Source organism: uncultured Jannaschia sp. (assembly GCF_947494055.1).
Taxonomy (GTDB): domain Bacteria; phylum Pseudomonadota; class Alphaproteobacteria; order Rhodobacterales; family Rhodobacteraceae; genus Jannaschia.
This window is the reverse complement of the sequence record NZ_CANLTR010000031.1, coordinates 18262-40489: the sequence shown is the minus strand read 5'-3', so window position 1 is coordinate 40489 and position 22228 is coordinate 18262. Positions and strand designations below refer to the sequence as shown.

Annotated in this window: 26 protein-coding genes; 14 read left to right on the top strand and 12 right to left on the bottom strand. The window is 65.9% G+C overall.

Annotated elements, in window-relative coordinates:
• The first annotated feature begins 224 nt into the window (after positions 1-224).
• The 14 genes from Q1A87_RS17780 to Q1A87_RS17715 all read left to right on the top strand — a co-directional run bounded on the left by Q1A87_RS17780 (position 225) and on the right by Q1A87_RS17715 (position 12614).
• Positions 225-1139 carry a LysR family transcriptional regulator gene (locus Q1A87_RS17780; RefSeq protein ID WP_299654358.1) on the top strand — a complete coding sequence of 305 codons (915 nt, stop codon included), beginning with the start codon at positions 225-227 and terminating at the stop codon, positions 1137-1139.
• 264 nt (positions 1140-1403) lie between these two features.
• Positions 1404-2468, top strand: a complete 1065-nt coding sequence (locus tag Q1A87_RS17775) for a sugar ABC transporter substrate-binding protein (RefSeq protein WP_299654355.1) — start codon at positions 1404-1406, stop codon at positions 2466-2468.
• A 64-nt stretch (positions 2469-2532) separates the two neighbouring features.
• A complete protein-coding gene (locus Q1A87_RS17770) occupies positions 2533-3336 on the top strand; it encodes an ATP-binding cassette domain-containing protein (RefSeq protein WP_299654352.1) in 804 nt (267 codons plus the stop codon).
• Positions 3337-3368: 32 nt separating this feature from the next.
• On the top strand, positions 3369-4571 hold the full coding sequence (locus Q1A87_RS17765) for an ABC transporter permease (RefSeq protein WP_299654348.1): 1203 nt from the start codon (positions 3369-3371) through the stop codon (positions 4569-4571).
• 93 nt (positions 4572-4664) lie between these two features.
• Positions 4665-4859: a hypothetical protein gene (locus Q1A87_RS17760; protein ID WP_299654345.1), complete on the top strand. Its 195-nt coding sequence runs from the start codon at positions 4665-4667 to the stop codon at positions 4857-4859.
• Positions 4860-4894: 35 nt separating this feature from the next.
• The gene (locus Q1A87_RS17755) at positions 4895-5773 is read left to right on the top strand and encodes a sugar phosphate isomerase/epimerase (protein ID WP_299654342.1); all 879 of its coding nucleotides are present in this window, start codon (positions 4895-4897) and stop codon (positions 5771-5773) included.
• Positions 5774-5828: 55 nt separating this feature from the next.
• On the top strand, positions 5829-6821 hold the full coding sequence (gene iolG, locus Q1A87_RS17750; protein ID WP_299654339.1) for an inositol 2-dehydrogenase: 993 nt from the start codon (positions 5829-5831) through the stop codon (positions 6819-6821).
• A 33-nt stretch (positions 6822-6854) separates the two neighbouring features.
• Positions 6855-7940, top strand: coding sequence for a Gfo/Idh/MocA family oxidoreductase (locus tag Q1A87_RS17745; protein WP_299654335.1), 1086 nt, complete (start codon positions 6855-6857; stop codon positions 7938-7940).
• Between the two features lie 146 nt (positions 7941-8086).
• Positions 8087-8386: a Dabb family protein gene (locus Q1A87_RS17740; protein WP_299654332.1), complete on the top strand. Its 300-nt coding sequence runs from the start codon at positions 8087-8089 to the stop codon at positions 8384-8386.
• A gap of 40 nt (positions 8387-8426) precedes the next feature.
• Complete coding sequence (locus Q1A87_RS17735; protein ID WP_299654329.1) at positions 8427-9488, top strand: maleylacetate reductase; 1062 nt, start codon at positions 8427-8429, stop codon at positions 9486-9488.
• Positions 9489-9590: 102 nt separating this feature from the next.
• Entirely contained in the window at positions 9591-10442 is an 852-nt protein-coding gene (locus Q1A87_RS17730) for an intradiol ring-cleavage dioxygenase (protein ID WP_299654326.1), read from the top strand.
• Positions 10442-11275 (top strand): 3-keto-5-aminohexanoate cleavage protein, encoded by an 834-nt coding sequence (locus Q1A87_RS17725; protein ID WP_299654323.1) that lies wholly within the window; start codon positions 10442-10444, stop codon positions 11273-11275. Before Q1A87_RS17730 ends, Q1A87_RS17725 begins: the two co-directional genes overlap by 1 nt.
• Positions 11272-11976 carry a CoA transferase subunit A gene (locus tag Q1A87_RS17720; RefSeq protein ID WP_299654320.1) on the top strand — a complete coding sequence of 235 codons (705 nt, stop codon included), beginning with the start codon at positions 11272-11274 and terminating at the stop codon, positions 11974-11976. Before Q1A87_RS17725 ends, Q1A87_RS17720 begins: the two co-directional genes overlap by 4 nt.
• Complete coding sequence (locus tag Q1A87_RS17715) at positions 11976-12614, top strand: 3-oxoacid CoA-transferase subunit B (protein WP_299654317.1); 639 nt, start codon at positions 11976-11978, stop codon at positions 12612-12614. Before Q1A87_RS17720 ends, Q1A87_RS17715 begins: the two co-directional genes overlap by 1 nt.
• 465 nt (positions 12615-13079) lie before the next feature.
• On the opposite strand, the gene Q1A87_RS17710 is transcribed toward Q1A87_RS17715, so the two are convergent.
• The 12 genes from Q1A87_RS17710 to Q1A87_RS17655 form a co-directional block, all read right to left on the bottom strand.
• Positions 13080-13280 carry a hypothetical protein gene (locus Q1A87_RS17710; RefSeq protein WP_299654314.1) on the bottom strand — a complete coding sequence of 67 codons (201 nt, stop codon included), beginning with the start codon at positions 13278-13280 and terminating at the stop codon, positions 13080-13082.
• A 160-nt stretch (positions 13281-13440) separates the two neighbouring features.
• Positions 13441-13992, bottom strand: a complete 552-nt coding sequence (locus tag Q1A87_RS17705) for a hypothetical protein (protein WP_299654311.1) — start codon at positions 13990-13992, stop codon at positions 13441-13443.
• Between the two features lie 106 nt (positions 13993-14098).
• Positions 14099-14842: a phosphoadenosine phosphosulfate reductase family protein gene (locus tag Q1A87_RS17700; RefSeq protein ID WP_299654308.1), complete on the bottom strand. Its 744-nt coding sequence runs from the start codon at positions 14840-14842 to the stop codon at positions 14099-14101.
• A complete protein-coding gene (locus Q1A87_RS17695) occupies positions 14839-15312 on the bottom strand; it encodes a hypothetical protein (protein ID WP_299654305.1) in 474 nt (157 codons plus the stop codon). The genes Q1A87_RS17700 and Q1A87_RS17695 overlap by 4 nt, the downstream gene beginning before the upstream one ends.
• Positions 15309-15536 (bottom strand): hypothetical protein, encoded by a 228-nt coding sequence (locus Q1A87_RS17690; protein WP_299654303.1) that lies wholly within the window; start codon positions 15534-15536, stop codon positions 15309-15311. The genes Q1A87_RS17695 and Q1A87_RS17690 overlap by 4 nt, the downstream gene beginning before the upstream one ends.
• Positions 15533-15796 carry a hypothetical protein gene (locus Q1A87_RS17685; RefSeq protein WP_299654301.1) on the bottom strand — a complete coding sequence of 88 codons (264 nt, stop codon included), beginning with the start codon at positions 15794-15796 and terminating at the stop codon, positions 15533-15535. The genes Q1A87_RS17690 and Q1A87_RS17685 overlap by 4 nt, the downstream gene beginning before the upstream one ends.
• The gene (locus Q1A87_RS17680; RefSeq protein ID WP_299654299.1) at positions 15793-16065 is read right to left on the bottom strand and encodes a hypothetical protein; all 273 of its coding nucleotides are present in this window, start codon (positions 16063-16065) and stop codon (positions 15793-15795) included. The genes Q1A87_RS17685 and Q1A87_RS17680 overlap by 4 nt, the downstream gene beginning before the upstream one ends.
• On the bottom strand, positions 16062-16481 hold the full coding sequence (locus Q1A87_RS17675; RefSeq protein ID WP_299654296.1) for a hypothetical protein: 420 nt from the start codon (positions 16479-16481) through the stop codon (positions 16062-16064). The genes Q1A87_RS17680 and Q1A87_RS17675 overlap by 4 nt, the downstream gene beginning before the upstream one ends.
• Positions 16474-16827 carry a hypothetical protein gene (locus tag Q1A87_RS17670; RefSeq protein ID WP_299654293.1) on the bottom strand — a complete coding sequence of 118 codons (354 nt, stop codon included), beginning with the start codon at positions 16825-16827 and terminating at the stop codon, positions 16474-16476. The genes Q1A87_RS17675 and Q1A87_RS17670 overlap by 8 nt, the downstream gene beginning before the upstream one ends.
• Before the next feature lie 200 nt (positions 16828-17027).
• Positions 17028-17717 (bottom strand): DUF736 family protein, encoded by a 690-nt coding sequence (locus Q1A87_RS17665; RefSeq protein WP_299654290.1) that lies wholly within the window; start codon positions 17715-17717, stop codon positions 17028-17030.
• Between the two features lie 128 nt (positions 17718-17845).
• Positions 17846-18127 (bottom strand): hypothetical protein, encoded by a 282-nt coding sequence (locus Q1A87_RS17660; protein WP_299654287.1) that lies wholly within the window; start codon positions 18125-18127, stop codon positions 17846-17848.
• A gap of 31 nt (positions 18128-18158) precedes the next feature.
• Positions 18159-22094, bottom strand: coding sequence for a bifunctional class I SAM-dependent methyltransferase/DEAD/DEAH box helicase (locus Q1A87_RS17655; protein WP_299654284.1), 3936 nt, complete (start codon positions 22092-22094; stop codon positions 18159-18161).
• Between the last annotated feature and the right edge of the window lie 134 nt (positions 22095-22228).

The following is a 22228-nucleotide window of genomic DNA, read 5'->3' as shown; positions in this document are numbered from 1 at the left end:
CGCACTCCCCATCTTGAGATGGGTAGATCTCGCAATCAGGCCGATGCCCGACAACGTGGGCCGCAGCCACCGCTTACCATTGTCTGGACCACCGCGACGCATGTTTCAGAAGTGCTGGACTGCGCCGGCCCGCTTTCCGGCGTTCGAGAAGCACAAGGTTTGCCTTCGCTTGGAACACCAGTGCAGACTGCCTTACAGATGCAATTTCCCTTGGGGCGCGGATAGTGGATCGCTGGACCGAGTTTCAGGTCTTCGTGACGATCGCCGATGAGCGAAGCATGACCCGCGCGGCAGAAGCGCTCGGCTTGTCGGTTTCGGGAGTCAGCCGGCATCTCACGAGGCTCGAAGCTCGGCTGGGTGCGAGACTTGTGCAGCGCTCCACGCGCCAGCTCAGCCTGACCGGCGAGGGGGAGCAACTCTACGCGGACGCCCGTGACCTTCTCGCGACCTGGGAGGAGGCGGAAGCGAATGTCACCGCCCACTCTCACGCGCCGACCGGACGATTGCGGGTCGGCGCATCGCTGTCCTTCTCCCTGCTGCATCTGATGCCTGTGGTTGAACAGTTTCGGAGGCTGTATCCCGCCCTCTCCATCGAGATCGTCGCGTCGAACAGATATTACGACATTATCGAGAATGGCCTCGATCTTGCAATTCGTACGCGTCGCGTGGAGGCGGACAGCTCCATTACCATTCGGCGCCTGGCCGAGACACGACGCCTGCTGGCGGCCTCGCCGCAATATCTGGATCGGCGGGGTAGTCCAAAGCACCCGTTGGAACTGACGGATCACGACCTGATCCTTTACACTCTCGCCGACAACTGGAACGAGTTCTGTTTCCAGCGAGGCCACGAGACCGTCAAAGTCGATGTGGACGGCGTCGTCATCACGAATGACGGCCAACTCATCTGCGCCGCCGCCCGCGACGGCCTCGGCATTCTCTCGCAACCGACCTATATCATTCAGGACGACCTGGAAGCCGGCCGGCTCGTCCGGGTTCTAGACGACTGGGATCTGCCCAGGCTCACAATGAACATTGCCTATCCAAGCAAATCCTTCGTGCCGTTGAGAACAAGGTTGTTCATCGATTTTCTTGTCGAGCAGTTCCAGACCGGCAAGTACGAGGAGATCTGGACCCGCTAGACACTCCGCCGTGAGTGTCCGCGGCCCGGAGGCCAAGGCTTATGGGCTTGGCCCAACGTTGTGCGTCGGTGCCGCCGAGAGGATTGCCTCTGATCGCTGATCGGAACGGTTTTTGCATTTTATGCAATAATGTTTCCCAAACCTGTCACTTTATCCCAAAATTCTATAACGTTAAGGAGTGCCCCACTGGGTTGGGATGGCAGCGGGCACGGGCGAGCTTCGTGCCGACAAGCGCATTTCACCGCATTCCGAGGGAGGAACACCATGATACGTCTACTGTCAGCACTTCTTGCGACCACGGTCATCACGGGGGCCGCGCAGGCGCAGGACGCCAAGAGCGTCTTTTTCCTGCTGCCGAACACCACGACGATCCGCTTCGAGAGCCGCGACGCGCCGTTCTTCGTCGAGGCGCTGAAGGAGGAAGCTTCCGAAGCCGAAGTCGCGGTGCAGAACGCCCAAGGCGATCCGCAGCAGCAACAGCGTCAGATCGAGGACGCCATCTCCCAGGGCGCAGACCTCATCATGCTGACCTCCGCCGATGCGAACCTCGTCGCCGGCGGCCTCGCTGCAGCCGAAATGGCCGGCGTTCCGGTCGTGCTCTACGACCACGACGCGATCGGCGGCAAGGCCGAGGCGCATGTCGTCTTTGACTCGCTTGCGGTCGGTCAGGCCCAGGGGCAGCGCGCTGCGGAACTCATCGAGGCCATGGACAAGTCGCCGGTCAAGGTCGCGCGAGTGAAAGGCAACCAGGGCGAATTCGGGACCATGCAATACGAGAAGGGGCAGGACGAGTTCCTGCAACCCTTGATCGACTCCGGCAAGGTCGAGGTCGTCTGCGATCAGTATACCCAGAACTGGGACCCAACTCTCGCCCAATCTTTCGCCGAGGACTGCCTGACCCGCACCGGCGGCGATGTCGACATGTTCCTCGGCATGAACGACGGCACGACCGGCGGCTCGGTGGTGGCGCTCATCAGCCAAGGCTACCAGCCCGGCGAGAAGATCGTCACGGGCGGCCAGGACGCGACCGTCGAGGCGCTGCGCTACATCGCCCAGGGCTGGCAGGACAACACGATCCTCAAGGACCTTCGCATGGAGGCCGAGGCGGCCGCGAAGGTCGTCTCCTCGGTCCTCGACGGCGAAGGCGTGCCGCAGGATCTGGTGACCGGGACGGTCAACAACCAGTACGCGGATGTTCCTGCCATCTTCCTTCCGGTGTCGAACATCACGAGCGACAACCTCGAGGAGGTCGTGACGAAGGGCGTCTGGACTTGGGAGGAGATCTGCCAGGGCATCGAGACCACCGAGATCTGCCAAGCCAATTTGTAAGGCGAGAACGGCGGGCGGCGTATCGTCGCCCGCGACATCATCTATGGGAGGATAGAAGATGGGCGTGGAAACAGCTCAACGGCCGAATACCGAGGTACGTCCAAGCGACACGCCGCTGGTCTCGATGCGCAACATCCAGAAGCACTTCGGATCGCTGCACGCTCTTCGCGGCGCGTCGGTCGAAGTTCATCCCGGCGAGGTGGTTGCCCTGGTGGGCGATAACGGAGCCGGAAAATCCACCCTCGTAAAGGTCATGGCGGGCGTCCATGCCATGGATTCCGGCGAGTACCTGTTCGAAGGCAAACCCGTCCACGTCAGCAAGCCGACCGATGCCACGGAACTCGGTATCCAGACGGTCTATCAGGACCTGTCCCTTTGCCACAATCTCGACGCGGTACAGAACCTGTTCCTCGGACGTGAACTGACCGGCCCGCGTTGGGGCGGGCGGCGCATCCGCCGCGCGGAGAGCGAGGTCCGCGCACGGGAGGTGCTGACCCGGATGCGGCTCGGAGGCATGTCGCTGACCCGTCCCGTTGGGGCGATGTCTGGCGGTCAGCGGCAGAACATCGCCATCGCACGTTCGATCCTCTGGACCCCCAAGGTCGTCATTCTCGACGAACCGACGGCGGCGTTGAGCCATTCGGCCGCGGAGAGCGTCTCGAAGCTGATCCGGACCCTGGCCGATCAGGGCCTCGGCATCGTGGTCGTCAGCCATGACATCCACCACTTCGTCGTGAATTCCACCGACCGGATCGAAGTCATGCGTCTCGGCGCCAACGTCGCGAGCTTCAAATCGAGCGAAGTGACGGGCGAGCAGGTGGTGAACGCCATGGTTGGCGGCAACGTAGGCGTCAATCTCGCGGGATAGCCGCGGCACATTCTGACATTCGAGGATATTCCATGGCCCATGTAGCCCCCGACGCACCTGCCGTGCGCCGCCGCAGCTTCAGCGAACTCCTGACAAGCGAATTCCGCGCCCTCCCGATCGTTCTCGGTCTGGTCGTGCTGTGGATCTTCTTCGCCGCCCAGAGCGACGTGTTCCTCACGCCGCGCAACCTGTCGAACCTGCTCGTCCAGAGCACGGTCGTCGGCATCATGGCCTTGGGCCTGATGTTCGTCCTGCTCGTCGCGGAGATCGACCTCTCGGTGGCCGCCATCAACGGTCTGACGTCGGTGTTCATGGCAAAGATCATCGTGGAGTACGGGTTCTCGCCATGGATCGCCATTCCGATCGCCGTCCTGCTGGGAGCCGGCATCGGCAGCCTCTCCGCACGTTGGGTGACTTACGTTGGTGTCCCGTCCTTCGTCGTGACCCTCGGCCTCGGGCTCGCGCTCAACGGCCTGCAGCTGATCCTGCTGCCGGAGACGGCCCGCTACAGCCTGAGCGGGACCGGCCTCGAGAGGATCGCCCTCACCAGCATCTCCGGCCCGTGGGCCTGGCTCGTCCTTGCGATCGGCATCGGCGCCTTCGCGGCCCTGGTGCTCTCGAACGTGGCGAGCCGGAGGAAGGCCGGGCTGGAGATCCCGTTCCTGCAGGGTGTCGTCCTGCCGATCGGCGCCGCCGCCGCCTTCGGCATCCTCGTCGTTGCCATCCTGACGGCGCACCAGGGCATTCCGCTCGTGGTCCTGATCTTCGCGATCCTGCTCGGAATCGGCGGCTACGTCCTTCAGGAGACGCAGTTCGGACTGTTCCTCTACGCCGTGGGCAACAACGCCGAGGCCGCAAGACGCAACGGCGTCAACGTCGCCGGACTCAAGATGGCGGCCTTCGCCATCGCGGGCGGCGTCGCCGCGCTTGCGGGCATCATCGCGGCCTCGCGGACCCTCGGGGTCGGCGTCTTCTCCGGGGGCGGGGTCGGTGGCGGCACGCTGCTGCTCGAATCCATCGCGGCGGCGGTCATCGGCGGCGTGAGCCTGTTCGGCGGCCGCGGCGCAATTTATGCGGCTCTGCTCGGAGCGTTGGTGATCGGGACGGTGAGCAACGGGTTGAACCTGATGGGCGTCGAGAACGAGATCCGGCTGATCGTCACCGGCTTCCTGCTCGTCCTGGCCGTCTCGATCGACAGGCTGATCGAAAAGGCGACGGGCCAGCAGAGCTTCTGAAACGGCGTCGCGCCCTTCCCGGGGGCGCGACGCCTCGCAACAAGAGGCTGGCGTCGCGATCCGAGACCCGATCGCCGGCACAGGGAGGATGAAATGAAAAACCCATCCGGAAGCTCGTTCGACCGCGCCCGCTTCGACGAGGAGCTGTCGGTCGAGACCGCCGCTCCGCGCACTGCCGACGGGGCGAACCTGCGGCTGACGAAGATTGCCGGTGCCATCACCGGAGAGCCTCAGGCGCGTGTCGGTGAGATCGAACCGACTTGCGTCGTCCTGGCCTGCAGCGCCTGAACCATATCCACACCAGCATCGCCCGAGGCCCTGGAATGAGAATTGAAGACATCGACCTTTGCGCGTCCTACTGGACGGTGAGCGGCGCCACCTGGCCGGGTGCCCCGAGCGAGATCAGCCCGTTTCCCCTCAAGGACCGTGCCGAGGTCTCCGGGCGGATCGGCTGGCGCGGCATGGGCTTCGTCATGGCCGACATCGAGGCGTCGGTCGCCGAATACAGTCTGCCGACCATGCGCCGCATCTTCGACGACAACGGCATCCGCCACGTGGAACTGGAGTTCCTGACGGACTGGCACCTCGACGGCGACCTGCGCCTTGCCTCCGACACGATGTACGACCGGATGCTCGAGGTCGGCGCGGAGCTCGGCGTAAAGAAGATCAAGCTCGGCGGCGGCGTCTTCGAGACCGAGGCGCCCGATATCGACGCGATGCGCGCGTCGTTGCGCACGATCTGCGACCGCGCTGCGCCCCTGAACATCGACATCGCGATCGAGTTCCTGCCTTTCGCCAGTATCGACACCATCGATATCGGGCTGGCACTCTTCGATGGACTCGGCGTCACCAATGGCGGCCTGCTCGTCGACACATGGCATGTCGAGCGCGGCGGCATGAGCGCCGAGGACATCCACAAGATCCCGCTCGAATTCCTGAGAGCAGTCGAGCTCGACGACGCAGGGCCCGAGGTTCTGGGCACGCTATTCAATGATTCCACGCATTACAGGCGTTTGTGCGGAGAGGGCACGATCGACATCGCCGCACAGGTCCAGGCGATCCTCGACGTCGGCTATCGCGGCTATTGGGGGGTCGAGGTGATCTCGGCAGCGCATCGCTACCTGCCGCTCGAGATGGCGGCGCAGCGGGCGTTCGATACCACGATGAAGCAATTCAAGGCGGTCAAGCTGCCTGCGGACTGATCCGCACATCATTCGGCGCGATGCGCGTCAAACATCACGGACAGGAAAGACAATAATGGTTGGAATAGCGGTTCTTGGTGCCGGGCGCATCGGCAAGATCCATGCTGCCAATGTCGCAGCAAGTTCGAAGGCGACGCTGATCGCCGTCGCCGATCCCTTTGCCGAGGTGGTCGAGCCGGTGGCTGCGTCGCACGGGGCCGAGGCAATGACCGATTGCATGGCGGCCATCGCGCGGCCAGACGTGGATGCGGTGGTGATCGGCACGCCCACCGACACGCATGTCGGCTTCCTTCTGAAGGCGGTCGAGCTCGGCAAGGCGGTCCTCTGCGAGAAGCCGATCGACCTCGACATGACCGAGAGCGAAAGCGCCGCCGCCGAGATCGAGCGCGTGGGTGGTCGGGTGATGTTAGCCTTCAACCGCCGCTTCGACAGCACCTTCGCCGAGATGCGCCGGGCCATCGATGCCGGGCGCATCGGCGAGGTTCGTCAGGTGATCATATCGAGCCGCGATCCGGGCATGCCGCCAGCCTCCTACGTGAAGAGCTCGGGCGGCATCTTCCGCGACATGACCATCCACGATCTCGACATGGCGCGGTGGCTCCTGGGCGAGGAGCCGGTTCTCGTCACCGCGATCGGCGCCCGCCTGATTGATCCGACGCTGAGCGATTACGACGACTACGACACGGCCATGGTCCTGCTCCAGACCGAGAGCGGCCGGCAGGCCCATATCAACAATTGCCGTGAGGCGGTCTACGGCTACGACCAGCGGGTCGAGGTTCTGGGCGCCACGGGCATGCTGACCCAGGACAACCTGCGCCCGACCACGATGCGCTTCACGAACGCCGAGTTCACCGACGCACGCGAACCTTTGCTGAACTTCTTTCTCGAGCGCTACACCCAGGCATACCGGGCGGAGATGGAGGCCTTCATCGATGCCGTCGCCGGCGGGAAGTCCATGCCCACCAGCGTGCGCGACGGGGTCCAGGCCCTGCGACTGGCCGAATGCGCCGTCGAGTCCGCGCGCACCGGCCGCGCCGTCTCGGTCTGAGAACAAGCACCATTCCAAGGGAGGACAATATCCATGACCTATGCCATCGGAAACGACGCGACGCTCGGGATCGCCTGTCTCGGCATCACCCATCCGCACACCTCCGGCCGGGTGAAGGCATTCCTGCGCATGCCGAACGCGAAGGTTCTGGGCGCCTACGACGATACGCCGCTCCTCGACGCCTTCGTCGACGCTATGGGGATCGAGAAGCGCACCAAGGACGAAATCCTCGCCGACCCGGACGTCCATGCGGTGATGATTCATCCCAAAAGCTACCTGATGGCCGACTGGGCGATCGAGGCGATGGAAGCCGGCAAGGCGGTCCTTTGCGAGAAGCCTGCTGGGCGGGGCTCGCAGGACACCGTGCGGCTCGTTGAGACGGCGGAACGGACGGGCCAGCTCTTCCAAGTCGGCTATTGCTGGCGCTACGCGCCATCGGTCGACAAGATGCAGGAAGTCCTGCAATCGGGACAGCTCGGCAAGGTATTGCAGGTGCGCGCCCATGCCGGCTGTTCGCACAACGAGGCCGACACCGATCACATGCGCCAGCCCGGCGATATCGGCGGTGCCTTCTACGTCATCGGCTGTCACACGATCGACCGCCTGCTGCATCACTTCGGGATGCCCCGGTCGGTCAACGCCCGCATCACGAAGTTCGACGGATTGATGGAGCCGACGTCCCGCGAGGACGCCGTCGGCGCGGTCCTGAACTATGACGACAAGTTGGTTACGATCGATTTCATGTCATGGGATCCGCTGCCCTGGACAGAGAGCTGGGACATCACCGCATACGGCACCGAAGGCGTGATGCATTCCCGTCCGCTGCCTGCCTCCTACAAACTCTATACCAACGGCAAGACCGGCCAGCCAGCCGGCTGGACCGAATGGCAGGAGACGAGCTTTCCCGAACTCTGGGCGGTTCGGAAGACCGTCTATTCCCCTGAGATCGCGGAGATCGGGAACCCAGTCTACTTCGACCGCGAAGCCTCAGCTTTCGAGGCTTCCCTTCGCTCAGGAGCCCCTTCGAACGTCCCGGCGCAGCAGGCGCACAACATCAACCTCATCCTCGAAGCCCTGTTCGCATCCTCATCGCAGGCCGGCGCAGAGGTTACGCTGTAAGCACGGCTTTCTTCCGGGCTGTACCTTCTGTCGTCGCCTACGGGCGGCGGCAATCGATCGAGCGAACACGTCGGGTAGTGACCCCGGCTCCCGTCATCCAACCAGAAAAAGCCTGAGACTTCGGCCCAGATTTTCGGAGCAACACCATGATCAAGCATATCGTCATGTGGAACATGTCGGGCGAGACAGAGGAGGATCGCCGCAAGGCGGCGGAGTTCCTGCGATCGCGTTTCGAGGAGTTGCGCGGTGAAGTGCCGGGCCTGCTTCATCTCGAAGTGGGTTTCGATCACAGCCGCGTCGACTACGCCTGCGACGTCGTCCTCTACTCCGAGTTCGAAAGCCAGGAGGCTCTCGATGCCTACGGAACCCACCCGGCGCATCTCCGGGTGAAGTGGGAACTCGGGCAGACGCGGATCGCCCGCTTCCAAGTGGATTACACGCTATGAGCACCGGTGGCTCGGGGCCGCGCGGCAAGGGGGTGCTCGCATGAAGGATTTTCTCTACACGGCCAATCCCGCGCGGGTCATTTTCGGTGCGGGAAAACTGTCTTCGGTTCGCGAAGAGGTCGAGGCGATCGGATCCTCCCGGGCTTTGGTCCTCTGCACCCGGCAGCAGCGGAAGCAAGCTGAGCAGGTGGCGGAACTCCTCGGCTCGCGGCTCGCCGGCATCCATGACGGTGCGGAGATGCACGTGCCGATCGAAGGCGCCCGCAAGGCGCGGAAGCTCGCCGCCAAGCTCGAGGCCGATTGTGCGGTGGCGATCGGCGGCGGCTCGACGATCGGTCTCGGCAAGGCCATCGCGCTGGAGGCGCCGATCCCGATCATCGCCATCCCCACGACCTATGCCGGGTCCGAGATGACGCCCGTCTATGGCCTTACGGAGGCCGGCCTGAAGAAGACCGGCAAGGACGCGCGCGTTCTGCCGCGGTCCGTCATCTACGACCCGGACCTGACCATGAGCCTGCCGGTCGGCATGTCTTTGGTCAGCGGCATGAACGCTATCGCTCATGCGGCAGAAGGTCTTTACGCCAAGGATGGCAATCCGGTGATGTCGCTCATGGCCGAGGAGGGGATCCGCGCGCTGGCCGAGGGCATGCAGACGCTCGTCGAGACCCCCGAGAACAAGGACGCCCGCGCGCGCTGCCTCTACGGCGCCTGGCTTTGCGGAACGGTCCTGGGACATGTGGGAATGGCGCTGCATCACAAGCTCTGCCACACGCTCGGCGGCAGCTTCAATCTGCCCCACGCAGAGACGCACACCATCGTCCTGCCGCATGCACTGGCTTATAACAGTCCCGCAGCGCCCGAGGCGATGGAGCGGATCGCGGCGGCGATCGGCGCTCCAGACGCGCCCACCGGCCTGCACAGGATGGCAGCGCAGCTCGGAGTCCCGACGGCGCTGCGCGATCTGGGCGTGAAGGAAACCGATCTCGACCGTGCCTGCGAGATCGCGCTCGCCAATCCCTACTGGAACCCGCGCAAGGTCGAAGCCGCGCCGCTGCGCGACCTGCTGCAGCGCGCCTGGGAGGGAGCCGAACCGCAGCCGTGACATCGCGGCTCCGACATGGGCGCTTCCGGAGGTCGGGGCCCCGCTCGATCGCCAGCCGTGGGTGCAGCTTCGACGCTGGAGCCCCGCAACGAGGAGAACCACATGAACACGTATTTTACCGAGGAAGGTTCGGTCGAGGCCGTCAACGCCCGTATCGCCTCCGACACGGAACCGCGACTGGCCGAGGTCATGTCCGCGCTCGTCAAGCATCTCCACGCATTCGCAAAGGAGGTGCAGCTCACGCAGGACGAATGGGAAATCGGCATCGATTTCCTGACGAAGACCGGCCAAATCTGCTCGGAGGAGCGCCAGGAGTTCATTCTCCTCAGCGACACACTCGGCTTCTCCATGCTGGTGGACGCGATCAACAACCGCCGCCCCGAGGAAGCGACCGAGAACACCGTATTCGGGCCCTTCCATGTCGTTGGCGCGCCGGAGCGGCCGATGGGCGCCAGCATCTCGCTCGACGGCAAAGGCGAGAGTTGTCTCTTCGAGGGTCGCGTGACCGACCTCGACGGCAATCCGGTCGAGGACGCCCGCATCGATGTCTGGTCAGACAACTCGGATGGCTTCTATGACGTGCAGCAACCGGGCATCCAGCCGAAGTGGAACAATCGCGGCATCTTCGTGACTGGCCCGGATGGTTGCTACAGCTTTGTCGGCATCAAGCCGGTCTCCTACCCGATCCCAGACGACGGTCCCGTGGGACAGATGCTCGGCCGCCTTGGCCGCCATCCCTTCCGCCCAGCCCACATGCATTACCTGGTGACCGCGCCGGGTTTCCAGAAAGTCGTCACCCACACATTCGTCGGCGATGATGTCTACCTCGACTCGGATACCGTTTTCGGTGTGAAGCGAACTCTTGTCGCACCGTTCGAGGCAGTCGAGGGCGGAGCGACCATGTGGCGCTCACCCTTCGATTTTGTGCTTGTGCCAATTGGAAAGGACCAGTGATGCACGATCCGTGCATCATATGTGTGGCGATCACCGGGTCGCTGCCGCAGAAATCTAATAACCCGGCGGTGCCGATCACGATCTCGGAGCAGATCGAGTCGACACACGAAGCTTTCGAGGCAGGAGCGACCATTGCCCATTGCCATGTCCGAAACTCCGATGGCACGGCGACGTCCGATCCGGAGAAATTCGGATCACTGATGGAGGGGCTGCGCGAGCATTGCCCGGGGTTGATCATCCAGCTCTCGACTGGCGGGCGTTCGGGGACAGGCCACGAACGCGGCGCCATGTTGCCGTTGCAGCCGGACATGGCCTCTCTGGCGGTCGGATCAAGCAACTTTCCGACCCGGGTGTACGAGAACAGTCCTGACCTCGTCGATTGGCTGGCGTCGGAGATGGACAAGCATGACGTCAAGCCTGAGATCGAGGCATTCGATCTGAGCCATATTTACCAAGCTGCAAGCATGGTCGAAGACGGACGCCTCAAAGGTCCATTGCATGTCCAGTTCGTGATGGGCGTCAAGAACGCCATGCCGGTTGACCGGGAAGCCTTCGAGTTCATGGCCAGAACGACAAGGCGACTGATGCCGGAGGCGACCTGGTGCGCTGCCGGGATCGGTCGACACCAGGCGACGCTGAACGACTGGTGCGCCGAGTTGGGCGGACATTGCCGCACCGGCCTCGAGGACAACATGCGCCTCGATAAGGACACGCTAGCCCCATCGAATGCCGCTTTGGTCAGGCAATGCGTCGGGATCATTGAAAGGCATGGCCGCAGCGCCGCGACCTGGCGACAGGCCCGTGAAATTCTGGGATTGAGGATCGCTGGATGAAGAAGGTCTATGGGTCGGCGACCGAGGCGCTCGACGGGTTGCTGTTCGACGGCATGTTCATCGCGGCGGGGGGCTTCGGCCTCTGCGGCATTCCCGAACTACTGCTCGAGGCGATCCGGGAGTCCGGCGTGAAGGACCTCACCTTCGCGTCCAACAACGCGGGCGTCGACGATTTCGGCATCGGCATCCTGCTCCAGACGCGGCAGGTGAAGAAGATGATCTCCAGCTATGTCGGCGAGAACAAGGAGTTCATGCGCCAGTATCTCGGCGGCGAGCTGGAGCTCGAGTTCAACCCGCAGGGCACGCTGGCCGAGCGGATGCGCGCCGGCGGCTGCGGCATCCCCGGCTTCTACACCAAGACCGGCGTGGGCACGCTGATTGCCGAGGGCAAGGAGGTGAAAACCTTCGACGGGGAGGACTACATCCTCGAGCACGGGATCGTGGCCGACCTCGCCATCGTCAAGGCCTGGAAGGCCGACGACACCGGCAACCTCGTGTTCCGCAAGACCGCGCGGAACTTTAACCCGCCGGCGGCGATGTGCGGCAAGGTCTGCATCGCCGAAGTCGAGGAGATCGTGCCGCGCAGCGCGCTGGACGGCGACGCCATCCACCTGCCCGGCATCTACGTCCATCGCATCATCCAGGGCGAGCACGAGAAACGCATCGAACAGCGCACCGTTCGCACGAGGGAGGACGCCTGATGTCCAACGACGCCAAGGGCTGGGACCGCAACCGGATGGCCGCGCGCGCGGCCGAGGAGCTCGAAGACGGCATGTACGTGAACCTCGGCATCGGGATCCCGACGCTGGTGGCGAACTACGTGGGCGACAAGGACATCACGCTGCAATCGGAGAACGGGATGCTCGGGATGGGCGCCTTCCCGTTCGAGGGCGACGAGGACCCGGACCTCATCAACGCCGGCAAGCAGACGATCACCGAGCTGAACCGCACGGCCTATTTCGACAGCGCCACGTCGTTCGGCATGATCCGGGGCGGCAAGATCGCGGCGGCGATCCTGGGCGCGATGGAGGTGGCCGAGAACGGCGACCTGGCAAACTGGATGATCCCCGGCAAGCTGGTCAAGGGGATGGGCGGCGCCATGGACCTCGTGGCGGGCGTGGGGCGCGTCATCGTGGTGATGGACCATACCAGCAAGCACGGCGAATCGAAGGTCCTCAAGGCCTGCACCCTGCCGCTGACGGGCAAGGCGGTGGTAGACCGGATCATCACCAATCTGGCCGTGCTCGACGTGGTGGAGGGCGGCCTGAAGCTGGTGGAGCTGGCGGACGGCGTGACCGAGGAGGAGCTGCGCGCGGCGACCGACGCGACGATTGTCTAGTTTGGGATAGTTTGCAAAAAAATATGTAATTTTGCTTCAAGCGGGGAGCGGCCGTTCGAGCAGTACGCGGCGAAGATCTATAGAGTCCGCATTGCGTGAGTTCGAGCGCGGCGCAGCGAAAGGCTGCTTTTGAAGTCCACTGCCCGGTCAGAGGCAACGTCTCTGACGAGAAAGGCAGAACTATCTGGTGCTTTCCAACACCAGTCCGACCGTCGCCACCGATCGCGGCGGCGGAAAGGCCGCGCGCACCCGAAGGGTCGGAACGAAGTGGAGAAGGGTGCAGCCCTTGCACGGGGCCGTCGCTGCTGCAGGTTCGGCTGCGAGGGTCCACCGACCTGAAAGGACCGGGATCGCCCATGTCGGATGCCCGGACGGCGCGCGCCACCGATCCGCGCCCTCGGCCGACGCGCGAAGCGGGGCGTCGGGCTCGGAGTGTCCTGTCAGCGGCGCCGGTCGAGGTCGGCTCTAGCTGGAGAACCGGCGTTCGAGGTGATGGAGGACGTCCCAGGCGAGCCGGGCGCGGGGGCTGTCCGGCGGGGCGTCGATGAGCGCGTAGGCCCGTGTCTGCGCCACTTCGAGACTCAGGCTGCCCATCGACGTGGCCAGGCGATCGGCTTCGGCGCGCACGACGGCGCGATATTCGAGGTAGGATCGGAGGCGGGCCACAAGCATGATCGGCGCGGTAGGCCCGGCCCGTGGCCGCCATGCGGCACGAATGGTGCAGCGAGGCGTCGCTTCCGTCGAATTGCACCGATCCGGAACGCAAGAAGCGCGGCCCGTGAGGAACCGCGCTTCGGAGCTGGTCGGGTCTCGATCCGGTTCGAGGTCAGCCGTCCATCGCGACGCTGTAGAGGTGCCGGTCGAGCGTGTCTTGCGCAACGTGGCGAGCGTAGTCCTCGCCGTAGAGATCGCGTGCCGTTTCGACACATTCACCGCGCTTGTCGGTGATCTCGAAGCGGTACACGTCGCCGTCCACGAAATGCTCGTAGTCCTGCAACTCGGTGAGGCAGAGGCTGTCGGCCTCTTCGAGCATGTCGTCGTGGTTCTCCCCGGTGATCTTGTCGAGGCCGAAGGCGATGCAGAGCCGCTCGTGGGTGGCGAAGGCGTAGCCGTCGATCGGATCGTCGTTGGAATAGACGCGCACGAGGACCGGACCCTTGCGGGTGTGCAGCGCCCGCACGGGGAACAGCACATTCGTCTCGGCCGGGAAGGCATCGAGGAACGCCTGCCGGTCCGGCCAGGCATGTGGATCGCCCAGACCTTTCGTCCATGTCACGATCTGGAACACGTTGTCGTTCACGAGGCGCGGATTGCGCGGCTGGGGATCGACATTCATGCAGAGTGAAAGGCCGGACGCACTGTCGCTCATCTTGAACATGGCATATCCAATATCTGGTGTGTTCGTGCTTTGTTTACACCCCATGATGATGCCATGTCGATGTTTTTCCGAGTTATTCGGGCATAGTTCTGGACAGGTCCGACGATCAGGCAATGATTTCTCGCAGCGGCACGCGCGTCGGACTGAGCGTGTGGTCGATCTCCTCTTCCAGCGCGATGTATTCGGCGGCGAGACGCGGACGGAGCCGCGCGGCGCGGCGGAGATCCTTGCGCGTGGCCATGATGCAAAACGAACAGGAGCAGCGCGACATGCCCTTGGCATAGACCCAATGCGGCCGCTCGCCGGCGGCGGCGATCTCCGCGAACACGCGGGGCTCCGACCAGTGATGGATTGGCAGCCATTCCCACCATTGCCGCCCGGCCTTGCTGTTCCTCTCCGAGAACTTGAGCGCGGGTCGCTTGGCGCGGTTCGGGCTTTCGTCGGCGCGCAGCCCCATGCAGGAGACGATGCGCCCCCCGAAGCGGGGATTAGCCTTGAGATAGCGGCGCAGTTCACGCTCGATCGGGCCGCGCTTCAAGTCGGAGGTGCACTGGCGGATCGCGGGCGTCGGCCATGACCCCCGCCGCCGGACCATCGCCAGAAGGTCCGTGCTGGCCGGGGCGAGGATCAGGGGCGTGTCGCCGATCGTCGCGCGGATATGGGCGAGGGTGCCGGGCCATTCCACGCGCCCGAGGGGCGCGTGGACAACGACGAGCTGGTCGGGGGGCACGATGGATCGCAGCCGGATCATCTGGGCCTGGCTGTCCTTGCCGCCGCTATGGCTGACGGCAAAGAGCGCACCCGCCGCGATCATCTCCGTGACCTCCGGCGGGACGGCATCCGCCGTCACGGCGAGGTCGCCGCGCGGAAGAGCGTCAGCACCTCGTCGAAGGGCAGGGTGTTGAGGATCACAGCGCCGGGGTGACGCTTGCCGATGCCGTCGATCGTCGCCTCGATCCGACCACGATGCTTGATCGTGTAAAGGTTCCCGTCTGCGGGATCGCGCATCACGACCTTGGTGCGGAACGCAGTCTTCAGGTCGCGGGCGGCGATCCAGTCGTTGAAGAGCTGGGCGCAGCGCATCTCCAGGTCGGTTTCGAACGATCGCTCGTCGTGCTGCCAGCGGGGCAGGTTGGCTTTGCACCATTCGTCGGACGCCGCGAAAGCCGCGCGGTCGCCGCGGAAGTGGTCGGGGCCGCCATGCCCGTCATTGCCGACCGTGCCGATCTTGCGACCATCGACATAGAGGTTGGCGTTGTAGCAGCTCGTCTCTTCCGATGAGAAGGCGGCGTACTGGATGGCCTTGAGTTCGATTTTCATTGGGAGAACCTTTCGAGGTCGGAAGGAGGAAGCGCGATCGTGGCGGCAAAGGCGCGTTCGATCGGGAAGCGTTGGCCGCCGGCGTTCTCGACCGTGACAGTCGGCAGGCTCGGCACGTCCTCGACGATGCGGTGGATGTTCCAGTCCGGGTCGAACGGGCGGAACGGCTTGTCCTCGGGGCCGGTGGCGTACCAGCGGCCGAGAAGAGAGGCGGGGGTGTTCATGCGTCCGCCGCCGGGATCGCGGACGCGGCCTCGCGCGCCTCGCGGTTGATCTGCGCCACCTCCTGCCGGAGCCTCGTCAGCGTCACCTCGCCGGGATCGAAGGACCGGCCGTCCGGCAGGGGCAGCACGCCGCGAAAGCCACGCATGTTGTAATAGAACGGCTCGCCCCACGGCTTGCCGTTCAGGAGGACCTGCCAGCGTTTGTGCGGCTCGCCGAAATGTGGCGAGGGTTTGGACTTCAGCGCGATGCGGAAGGTCATGCGGAGGTCTCCTGCGATTTGCGGATGGCGTGGAGGGTTGCGCGCGCGGACGCGACGAGGCCGAAGAGGTGGGGGAAGGCCCGCGTGTCGATGCCGCCCTCGGCGTCGTGTCGGGCGTCCGAGACCAGCTCGGGCAAGGCGGGATCGTCGGCCCCGATGCGATCGTGGTATCGCTCGGTCTTCCGGATGACCGGCGTGGGCAGGTCGCGAGCCTCATGGTCGTCAAGGAAGACGCGGGGGATGCGGATGAGGGCGGGTCTGGCCGTCATGCCGCGACCCTCCGCGCCATGCGCTTCGCGCTGGTCCATGCACTCGTCCGGACATGGAGGTCGTAGGTCTCCTGCAGCCAGTCGAAGACTGCCTCGGCTCGGTCGTCGACAAGGCTGCGCGCGAGGGCGGCGGTCGTATCGAGATCCCTGCGCACACCGAAGGTGACGTGGACACGGGCGTAGCTGTCCTCGTAGAGCCAGGCTTCGTGCAGTCCGTTGCGCGCGACCACGCACTCGCCACGCCCGCGCCATTCCCGCGTGACGGGTTGCCACGACGATCCGAGACAGCCGCGCACGGTCGCGACGAGATCGTCATAGACCCAGATCCAGAGATCGACGTCCTCGGGACCGAGATCCTCGAAGGGCTCGGCGTAGGCGGTACGGCCGTTTGGGCTGCGGTAGAGACCTTCACCCATCGGAGCGTCCTCCGGTCCAGTCGTCCGGACGGACCCATCCGCCGGGCGGGGTCCACGCGCCCGCGCGCAAGGCACGGCGCGGGTCATCGAGAGCGATGGCGAGTTGGTCGAACACCTCGGCGATCACCGCCTCGGCGCGCAGCTCCATGTTGGCTTTCGGGTAATAGCCACGGTACGCGCCCGCGAACTCGCGCAGGGTCATCTCCTCGATGGTGGTCCAGGTGGAGAGCGCGAAGGATTGCGCGACGCTTTCCGGGCGAAGCCACATTCGTTGGGCGACGGTCCCGAGGACGGCCGCGGCCAGCGCCTCGCGGTCGTCGATCCGTGTGTGAAATGTCGAAGTCATGCGTCGGTCCTTTCCGCGCGGGTTGAGATCACGCACGGAAAGGGCCGCACCCGCTCAGGTGCGGCCCTCGTTGGCGGCGCGGTCGACGCAACGCGTCAGCCCGCGAGATGCCTCGATCACCTTCCTTTCGGTTGGGGGGGGTGGAGATGGGCCGCGACGCGGGAGGACGTCGCGGCCCGGGCCTGTCGCCTGGGGAGAGATCAGGCGACGGCCGCCAGGTCGCTGCCGGTCTGGGCAACGATCTCGTAAAGGCCCTCTGCCTCCCCGGTGCGGGGCAGGGCGTTGGCCCGGTATTGCGTGCCGGTCGGGGAGGAAAACGTCATCGACAGGTATTCGGTCCCGGTGCGCGGCGAGGTCGCCTTCCAGATCGAACCCATGCGGATCAGCACGCCCGCCGGGCTGCGCGCCTCGATGTGGAAGTCGGGGTGATGGTCCTCGCGCTTGTGCGCGTTCTCGACCACCACGAAATCCATGTCGAAGTCGTAGCCGCCCACGAACCCGGCGAGGTTGCCGTCGTCGAGCGTCTCGACCTGGCCCGCCATCGTCGTCAGTTCCGTCTTGCCCCCGGCCAGCGGCACGATCTGCCACGTCCCCTCGGGCGTCTCCTCGTTCCGCACCGCGTTCATGCGCCACGTCCGGCCCATGCGGTCGGTGAGGCCAAACGAGAAGTAGGCGCTGCCGCTCTTCTCGCTGACAGCCTTCCACATCGAGCCCACGCGCATGATCCGGCCGCGCGGGGTGCGGACCTCGAGGCGGAAGTCGGGGTGGTTGTCCTCGGTCTTGTATGCGTTCGCCACGACCGCGATGCGCGCGATGTCGAACATCATCGTCGAGATCGAGGCGGTGAAGGTCTTGGCGTCGGCGTTCTGCGTCAGGGTTCCGGTGATCATCTTGGTACTCCTTGGCTGGATGACTTTCCCGATCCGGATCGGATCACACCAAGCGAAGCCCCCTCTCTCCTCTAAACCCCTCGTTTCGCGCCACCTGCGTCGGTTGCGCTGCATCCCGCATCGGGGCGCTATCCCGTCTCCGGTGGCGGATGGTCCCGGTCGGGCGGGTCGAAGAGACGCCCGTGCAGCCCGCCGTGCCCCCATCCGTCCACCCAGCGAAACCGCAGGGGCGTGTTCGGATGGCCGTCGGTGAAGAGCCAGAGCCCGGACTGGTTCGCGGGATCGTCGAGGAAGGTCCGCATGTCGGGCGGTCGTATCCCCGGTTGCGGCGGATCGAGCCGCCAGAACACCCGGTCGAAGCCCGGAACCGGGCGGCGATCGAACAGGGCTTCGGGGATCGGGTTGGGCATGGGGCCGAGGTAGGCCCCGGCCCCGCCCGTCTCAATGCGCCGGTGCGGCCGCGTGCCCGCCGCCGATCCGCTCGATCACGCCCGCCGCCGTCTCGCCCACGGGGACGAACACTCGGAGCTGGTGGGCGATGATCTCCGAGAAGCAGCCCGCCGCCTTCAGCGCCGGGACCTGGCTGGGCTGCCATCCTTCCAGTTCGAGCCGCTTCGCGCCGGCGACGCGGCGGGCGCGCAGCGTCAGGCCGCGCCCGATCTCCACCGCCGTGTCCCCGGTCATCGCCGACGCGACCAGTTCGTCGGGTTGCGCCGCGTCGTCGCCCCGGAACCGGCCCTTCAGCACCAGCGCCTCGTCGGGCGAGATGGCGCGGCCGATGCGGGAAAGGCCATCCTCCGGCGTCACCCGCCAGATGCGCTGGCTCGACGACGGGATCGTCTTCCAGATCGGCAGAAGCAGCCCGGTCAGCAGAACAACCGCCTCGGTGCGGACCTTGGGCAGTTCGTCGGCCTCGACGTCCCAGAGCGCGATGAAAGCCTCGTCGTCGATCGGCTCCCAATGAGACGACGTGAACGCTTCTTCCGTCACGGTGGTCTTGCCGCCGGGCCGCCGCATGTCGCGGACCTCCGCGAACGCCTCGTCGTCGTAGATTTGCGAGGGTCGCCGCGAGATGAGCGCGACCTTGCCCGAGGCGGCGTTCCGCATCGGCCGGTCGTAGCGGCCATGATCGGACAGCACGCCCGCGCCCGACGGGATATGCACCGCCGTCTCGGTGGCGAGCGTCACGGTGCGCGTCACCGAGCCGCTCTTCGGGCAGGTCCAGATGTCCGCCTCGCCGGTGACGGTGATCCGATCCGCCCGGAGCGTCTCGATGCCGATGTCGAGCGTACCCGCCATCCGCGCCGCCTCGGTCTGTGCCTCGATCTTCTTCGTGAACGCGCCGAAGAGGTCGTTCTGCATGCCTGTAGGCAGGGCGAGCAGCCGGTTCAAATACCGCTGGATCGGCGGCAGCTCCTCCAGCAGCGCGCCGTCGCTGGCAACGAGCGCCAGCGCGGTCCAGTCGTGGAAGGTCTCGTATGGCATCGCCTCGCAGCGGTCCGAGGCCAGCTCACGGTAATGGGCCACCAGCGCCCGCCGCGCGATCGGGCTCTCCAGGTTGTCGGAGGCGCGGAACAGGTTCTGCGATCCGGTCTGGCGCTGGCCCTTGGTGAGCGCCCCGAGCGTGTCCAGCCGCCGGGCGATCGTGCTGGTGAACCGCTTCTCGCCGTGGACGTCGGTGGTGACGACGCGGAAGAACGGCGCCGAGGCTTGCGCCGAACGATGCGTGCGACCGAGCCCCTGGATCGCCGCGTCCGCCCGCCAGCCGGGCTCGACGAGGTAATGCCGCCGCCGGCGCTGGTTCGCGGCCTTTTGCGCGGCGTGGTAGGACCGGCCGGTGCCCCCGGCATCGGAGAACAGCAAGACGTCCTTGCTGCCCGCCATGAAGGCGGCGCTCTCGGAACTGTTGGCCGAGCCCGAGCGGGGCACGACCTTCAGCGTGCCGTTCGCGGTCCGGATCGTGCGCTTCGACCGTCCGGTGACTTCCGCCAACCGCTCCTCGCCGAAGTGCCAGACGAGCTGGTCCAGCACGGAGGGGATCGGGGCGATGGTGTAGAGCTCCATCAGCGCCGCGTCGCGCAGGGCCTCGGCCTCGCGCGAGACGATGCGGTGGCCGTCGGCATCGAGGAGCGGCTGCACGACGATCGTGCCCTCGACCTCGACGAGCTGCTGCGCGTGGATCGGGAACGCGGTGTCGAGCCAGTGGACCACGACCTCCTTCGGGGTCAGGTGGGCCTCGGTGAGATCGTCGCCGGGCTCCAGCCCCTCGATGGCGCGATCCAGATGGCTTTCGCCGGTGGACACGATCTGGATGACAGGCGCCCAGCCATCCGCGAGATCGGCCTCGATCGCGGCGATCAGGCTCTTCGCCTTGAAGCCTCCCAGGACGTGCCCGAAGAAGCGTTGCTTCATGCTCTCGAAGCGGCTGAGCGCCGACGCCTTGGCGGCCGACGCGGACAGGCCCGCCGCGTCGTCCACGATGCCGGTCGCTTCGAGCGCCGCGCGCAGGTTCTGATGAATGGTGCGGAAGGCCGAGGCGAACCTGTCGTAGACGCGGCGCTCGTCGTCCGTAAGCCGGTGTTCGAGGATGTCGTACTCGACGCCCTCGAACGACAGGGCCCGGGCCGTGTAGAGCCCGAGCGCCTTCAGGTCGCGGGCGACCACCTCCATCGCCGCCACGCCACCGGCCTCCATCGCCGCCACGAAGTCCTCGCGCGTGGTGAAGGGGTAGGCGTCGCCCGGACCCCAGAGGCCAAGCCGGGTGGCGTAGGCGAGATTCGACACGTTGGTGGCGCCGGTCGCCGAGACGTAGAGGATGCGGGCGCGGGGCAGGGCGAGCTGCAACCGCAGGCCGGCGATACCCTGCTGCGACGGCGCGGTGCCGCGCCCCTCGCTCGATCCCGCCGCGTTCTGCATGGCATGGGCTTCGTCGAAGGCGATGACGCCCTCGAAGTCCGCGCCGGCCCATTCCACGAGCTGCTCCAGCCGGGTGCGGCCGGTCTTCCCGACCGCGCGCAGCGTCGCGTAGGTCAAAAACACGATGCCGCGCCCCAGGGTGATCGCCTCGTCGGGCTTCCAGCGGTCGATGGAATGGATGTCGGTGGGCGAGCCGCCGAGATCGCGCCAGTCCCGGATCGCGTCTTCGATCAACGTCCTGGACTTCGACAGCCACACCGCGCGGGTGCGGCCGGACAGCCAGTTCGACAGGATCAGCCCGGCGACTTGGCGGCCTTTTCCAGCGCCCGTCCCGTCACCCAGGAAGTAGCCCTGCCGGTAGGCCACGCCCGCGCCCTCGGCGGCGGGCTCTGCGCCCGTCCAGTCGTCCTTGACGACGAAGCGCCCCGGCAGGTCGTGGGCATGGGCGTCGTCGGCCATGATGACGGTCTCCAGTTGCGCCTCGGACAGCTCACCCGTGCCCACGAGACGCGGCGGCAGGGTCGGCAGCGCCGAGGGCATCGGCGGCATGACGGCGGCCATCGCCACGCTCTCGACCAGCGGCGTGGGATGCGCCGCCGCGCCGGCGATCTCGATGCGCTGCGGCGCGTAGCTCGCATAGATGTCCGACACGGCGACGTTCTGGCCCGGCGTGGCACGCTCGACATAGGCCAGCGGCACGTCCACGGGCGCGCGGGCCGCCGGCCGGGTGGGCGCGGGCGCGGCGTGCGAACGGGCCGGACGCACGGGAGCCGGGCGAGCCTTCGTCAGAACGGGAACGGCCGCGACGCGGGCCGGCCGGTCGGGCAGCTCGGCGCGGATCACGTCGAGCGCATCGGCAAGCCCCGTCGGGCGTAGAGAAATCGTAACATCACCCACGGGGCCTTCCACCGGCGCATCGGCCACGAGCAACGCCGTCTCCACGTTCGTCCCCATCTTCCGGTAGACGATGCCGGGCAGGCCCAGGTGCAGGCGCGGGGTGACGATCGCGGCAAGCCGTCGCCAGAGCGCGGGCTGGCGCTCGGCGCAGGCCGCCATCGGCAGGATCGCCACCAGCCGCCCGCCGGGGGCGAGGCGCCTGGCGGCCGAGACGGCATGGCGCAGCGCGATCGTCGGGTCCGCCGTCCGCGCGACCGAGGACGAGAAGGGCGGGTTCATCACAACCACGTCCGCGATGTGCCCACGGTCCAGCAGGTCGTCGATATGCTCGCCGTCGTGCTGGCTGAGCGGCGCGTCGAACACCGCTTGCAGGAGCATCGTGCGGAACGGGTCGATCTCGTTCAGCACCAGCTTCGCCCCGGCGCGGGCGGCCATGTGCGCCAGCGCCCCGGTCCCGGCCGAAGGCTCCAGCACCACGTCGCCGGGCCGGATCGCGGCGGCGAAGGCGGCGACATAGGCATAGGGCAGGGGCGTGCTGAACTCCGATGACCATTTGTCAAACATTCGGCGCACCTTCTCGCTTGGCCGGCTGCGAAGGCGGCCAAGCGATGTGCTCGAACACGAACTGCTGGAAGGCAGGACACCGGGCTTGTCCGACGATTGCTCAAACTCCGATGCGGGGATTGGTGCCCCAGGAT